The sequence below is a fragment of the Pseudomonas viridiflava genome (genome assembly GCF_003702045.1).
In the GTDB taxonomy this organism is placed as follows: Bacteria; Pseudomonadota; Gammaproteobacteria; order Pseudomonadales; family Pseudomonadaceae; genus Aquipseudomonas; species Aquipseudomonas viridiflava_C.
Genome location: NZ_RBTP01000001.1, coordinates 1 through 5,460 on the forward strand (window position 1 = coordinate 1; position 5,460 = coordinate 5,460).

Genomic DNA, 5,460 nt, shown 5'->3' on the forward strand with positions numbered 1-5,460 from the left:
AAAGACAAAACCCCTCACCGCGTAAGCGATGAGGGGTTCTGGAATTGAATCTTGACGATGACCTACTCTCACATGGGGAAACCCCACACTACCATCGGCGATGCATCGTTTCACTGCTGAGTTCGGGATGGGATCAGGTGGTTCCAATGCTCTATGGTCGTCAAGAAATTCGGGTACCGAAGCGTGCCAGCTGGCGCGATTCAGCAAAATGGGTATGTGATAGTGGTGTCGTCTGTGACGCAAACTTTCGGTTCGTGTCGTCTTCACAGTCACCGCAATCTGTGCTCATTTGAGTCGCAGATTGCTTGGGTGTTATATGGTCAAGCCTCACGGGCAATTAGTATTGGTTAGCTCAACGCCTCACAGCGCTTACACACCCAACCTATCAACGTCGTAGTCTTCGACGGCCCTTCAGGGAACTCAAGGTTCCAGTGAGATCTCATCTTGAGGCAAGTTTCCCGCTTAGATGCTTTCAGCGGTTATCTTTTCCGAACATAGCTACCCGGCAATGCCACTGGCGTGACAACCGGAACACCAGAGGTTCGTCCACTCCGGTCCTCTCGTACTAGGAGCAGCCCCTCTCAAATCTCAAACGTCCACGGCAGATAGGGACCGAACTGTCTCACGACGTTCTAAACCCAGCTCGCGTACCACTTTAAATGGCGAACAGCCATACCCTTGGGACCGGCTTCAGCCCCAGGATGTGATGAGCCGACATCGAGGTGCCAAACACCGCCGTCGATATGAACTCTTGGGCGGTATCAGCCTGTTATCCCCGGAGTACCTTTTATCCGTTGAGCGATGGCCCTTCCATACAGAACCACCGGATCACTAAGACCTACTTTCGTACCTGCTCGACGTGTCTGTCTCGCAGTCAAGCGCGCTTTTGCCTTTATACTCTACGACCGATTTCCGACCGGTCTGAGCGCACCTTCGTACTCCTCCGTTACTCTTTAGGAGGAGACCGCCCCAGTCAAACTACCCACCATACACTGTCCTCGATCCGGATAACGGACCTGAGTTAGAACCTCAAAGTTGCCAGGGTGGTATTTCAAGGTTGGCTCCACGCAGACTGGCGTCCACGCTTCAAAGCCTCCCACCTATCCTACACAAGCAAATTCAAAGTCCAGTGCAAAGCTATAGTAAAGGTTCACGGGGTCTTTCCGTCTAGCCGCGGATACACTGCATCTTCACAGCGATTTCAATTTCACTGAGTCTCGGGTGGAGACAGCGCCGCCATCGTTACGCCATTCGTGCAGGTCGGAACTTACCCGACAAGGAATTTCGCTACCTTAGGACCGTTATAGTTACGGCCGCCGTTTACCGGGGCTTCGATCAAGAGCTTCGCTTGCGCTAACCCCATCAATTAACCTTCCGGCACCGGGCAGGCGTCACACCCTATACGTCCACTTTCGTGTTTGCAGAGTGCTGTGTTTTTAATAAACAGTCGCAGCGGCCTGGTATCTTCGACCGGCATGGGCTTACGCAGTAAATGCTTCACCCTCACCGGCGCACCTTCTCCCGAAGTTACGGTGCCATTTTGCCTAGTTCCTTCACCCGAGTTCTCTCAAGCGCCTTGGTATTCTCTACCCAACCACCTGTGTCGGTTTGGGGTACGGTTCCTGGTTACCTGAAGCTTAGAAGCTTTTCTTGGAAGCATGGCATCAACCACTTCGTGTCCTAAAGGACACTCGTCATCAGCTCTCGGCCTTAAGATCCCGGATTTACCTAAGATCTCAGCCTACCACCTTAAACCTGGACAACCAACGCCAGGCTGGCCTAGCCTTCTCCGTCCCTCCATCGCAATAACCAGAAGTACAGGAATATTAACCTGTTTTCCATCGACTACGCTTTTCAGCCTCGCCTTAGGGACCGACTAACCCTGCGTCGATTAACGTTGCGCAGGAAACCTTGGTCTTTCGGCGTGGGTGTTTTTCACACCCATTGTCGTTACTCATGTCAGCATTCGCACTTCTGATACCTCCAGCAAGCTTCTCAACTCACCTTCACAGGCTTACAGAACGCTCCTCTACCGCATCATCAAAAGATGATACCCGTAGCTTCGGTGCATGGTTTGAGCCCCGTTACATCTTCCGCGCAGGCCGACTCGACTAGTGAGCTATTACGCTTTCTTTAAAGGGTGGCTGCTTCTAAGCCAACCTCCTAGCTGTCTAAGCCTTCCCACATCGTTTCCCACTTAACCATGACTTTGGGACCTTAGCTGACGGTCTGGGTTGTTTCCCTTTTCACGACGGACGTTAGCACCCGCCGTGTGTCTCCCATGCTCGGCACTTGTAGGTATTCGGAGTTTGCATCGGTTTGGTAAGTCGGGATGACCCCCTAGCCGAAACAGTGCTCTACCCCCTACAGTGATACATGAGGCGCTACCTAAATAGCTTTCGAGGAGAACCAGCTATCTCCGAGCTTGATTAGCCTTTCACTCCGATCCACAGGTCATCCGCTAACTTTTCAACGGTAGTCGGTTCGGTCCTCCAGTCAGTGTTACCTAACCTTCAACCTGCCCATGGATAGATCGCCCGGTTTCGGGTCTATTCCCAGCGACTTGACGCCCTATTAAGACTCGCTTTCGCTACGCCTCCCCTATTCGGTTAAGCTTGCCACTGAAAATAAGTCGCTGACCCATTATACAAAAGGTACGCAGTCACCCAACAAAGTGGGCTCCCACTGCTTGTACGCATACGGTTTCAGGATCTATTTCACTCCGCTCTCCGCGGTTCTTTTCGCCTTTCCCTCACGGTACTGGTTCACTATCGGTCAGTCAGTAGTATTTAGCCTTGGAGGATGGTCCCCCCATATTCAGACAAGGTTTCTCGTGCCCCGTCCTACTCGATTTCATTGCAAAGAGACTTTCGCGTACAGGGCTATCACCCACTATGGCCGCACTTTCCAGAGCGTTCCGCTACTCTCAATCCAACTTAAGGGCTGGTCCCCGTTCGCTCGCCACTACTAAGGGAATCTCGGTTGATTTCTTTTCCTCAGGGTACTTAGATGTTTCAGTTCCCCTGGTTCGCTCCATACACCTATGTATTCAGTGTAAGGTAACTGTCTTATGACAGCTGGGTTCCCCCATTCAGACATCTCCGGATCACAGTCTGTTTGCCGACTCCCCGAAGCTTTTCGCAGGCTACCACGTCTTTCATCGCCTCTGACTGCCAAGGCATCCACCGTATGCGCTTCTTCACTTGACCATATAACCCCAAGCAATCTGGTTATACTGTGAAGACGACATTCGCCGAAAGTTTGTTCTCACAAACTTTACCTTAGCCTGTTGCCCACCAGTGAAAGTGGTCAACAGTCTATTTCTTTCTATCACATACCCAAATTTTTAAAGAACGATCTAATCAAAGACTAGAAATCAACATTCATCATCTACCGGATGGAATGCTCATTTCTAAGCTTTCAAACAGAAGCAGTAAGTGGTGGAGCCAAGCGGGATCGAACCGCTGACCTCCTGCGTGCAAGGCAGGCGCTCTCCCAGCTGAGCTATGGCCCCATATACGGGTGTCGTACGCGCTCTGACCAACTTCACCAGGTAACTGGTGGGTCTGGGCAGATTCGAACTGCCGACCTCACCCTTATCAGGGGTGCGCTCTAACCAACTGAGCTACAGACCCAGTATAGGGTGTGCAAAGCAAAAGCTGCTTCTAATCGTCTTCTTCAATGAATCAAGCAATTCGTGTGGGTGCTTATGGTGCAGCTGAGTCGTCGATTAAGGAGGTGATCCAGCCGCAGGTTCCCCTACGGCTACCTTGTTACGACTTCACCCCAGTCATGAATCACACCGTGGTAACCGTCCCCCCGAAGGTTAGACTAGCTACTTCTGGTGCAACCCACTCCCATGGTGTGACGGGCGGTGTGTACAAGGCCCGGGAACGTATTCACCGCGACATTCTGATTCGCGATTACTAGCGATTCCGACTTCACGCAGTCGAGTTGCAGACTGCGATCCGGACTACGATCGGTTTTGTGAGATTAGCTCCACCTCGCGGCTTGGCAACCCTCTGTACCGACCATTGTAGCACGTGTGTAGCCCAGGCCGTAAGGGCCATGATGACTTGACGTCATCCCCACCTTCCTCCGGTTTGTCACCGGCAGTCTCCTTAGAGTGCCCACCATTACGTGCTGGTAACTAAGGACAAGGGTTGCGCTCGTTACGGGACTTAACCCAACATCTCACGACACGAGCTGACGACAGCCATGCAGCACCTGTCTCAATGTTCCCGAAGGCACCAATCCATCTCTGGAAAGTTCATTGGATGTCAAGGCCTGGTAAGGTTCTTCGCGTTGCTTCGAATTAAACCACATGCTCCACCGCTTGTGCGGGCCCCCGTCAATTCATTTGAGTTTTAACCTTGCGGCCGTACTCCCCAGGCGGTCAACTTAATGCGTTAGCTGCGCCACTAAAATCTCAAGGATTCCAACGGCTAGTTGACATCGTTTACGGCGTGGACTACCAGGGTATCTAATCCTGTTTGCTCCCCACGCTTTCGCACCTCAGTGTCAGTATGAGCCCAGGTGGTCGCCTTCGCCACTGGTGTTCCTTCCTATATCTACGCATTTCACCGCTACACAGGAAATTCCACCACCCTCTGCCCTACTCTAGCTTGCCAGTTTTGGATGCAGTTCCCAGGTTGAGCCCGGGGATTTCACATTCAACTTAACAAACCACCTACGCGCGCTTTACGCCCAGTAATTCCGATTAACGCTTGCACCCTCTGTATTACCGCGGCTGCTGGCACAGAGTTAGCCGGTGCTTATTCTGTCGGTAACGTCAAAACACCAACGTATTAGGTTAATGCCCTTCCTCCCAACTTAAAGTGCTTTACAATCCGAAGACCTTCTTCACACACGCGGCATGGCTGGATCAGGCTTTCGCCCATTGTCCAATATTCCCCACTGCTGCCTCCCGTAGGAGTCTGGACCGTGTCTCAGTTCCAGTGTGACTGATCATCCTCTCAGACCAGTTACGGATCGTCGCCTTGGTGAGCCATTACCTCACCAACTAGCTAATCCGACCTAGGCTCATCTGATAGCGCAAGGCCCGAAGGTCCCCTGCTTTCTCCCGTAGGACGTATGCGGTATTAGCGTCCGTTTCCGAGCGTTATCCCCCACTACCAGGCAGATTCCTAGGCATTACTCACCCGTCCGCCGCTCTCAAGAGAAGCAAGCTTCTCTCTACCGCTCGACTTGCATGTGTTAGGCCTGCCGCCAGCGTTCAATCTGAGCCATGATCAAACTCTTCAGTTCAAACATCTAACTGGGTTTTGAGAAAACCCTAAACTTGGCTCAGCAATCGTTGGTTACATCTTTGATTTCTCGCGGAGTAACTTGGGTTGCTGATAATCTGTTGACTTCAGTCTGACACCACAAGCACCCACACGAATTGCTTGATTCAGTTGTTAAAGAGCGGTGGGTTGAGCCTTTCGTCTCAACCGAGGC

2 tRNA genes and 3 rRNA genes are annotated in these 5,460 nt (G+C 51.9%); all 5 read right to left on the bottom strand.

The features are described from left to right. Window positions 1–49 precede the first annotated feature (49 nt). Window positions 50–165: ribosomal RNA gene (gene rrf / locus ALP40_RS00005) — 5S ribosomal RNA — on the bottom strand. A 151-nt stretch (window positions 166–316) separates the two neighbouring features. Continuing rightward, a 23S ribosomal RNA gene (locus ALP40_RS00010) occupies window positions 317–3,209 on the bottom strand. A 229-nt stretch (window positions 3,210–3,438) separates the two neighbouring features. Beyond that, window positions 3,439–3,514, bottom strand: a tRNA-Ala gene (locus tag ALP40_RS00015). Window positions 3,515–3,558: 44 nt separating this feature from the next. Next, window positions 3,559–3,635, bottom strand: a tRNA-Ile gene (locus ALP40_RS00020). A 96-nt stretch (window positions 3,636–3,731) separates the two neighbouring features. Then, window positions 3,732–5,268 (bottom strand): 16S ribosomal RNA (locus ALP40_RS00025). The 16S, 23S and 5S rRNA genes sit together here with 2 tRNA genes alongside, the layout of an rRNA operon. Window positions 5,269–5,460: the final 192 nt, after the last annotated feature.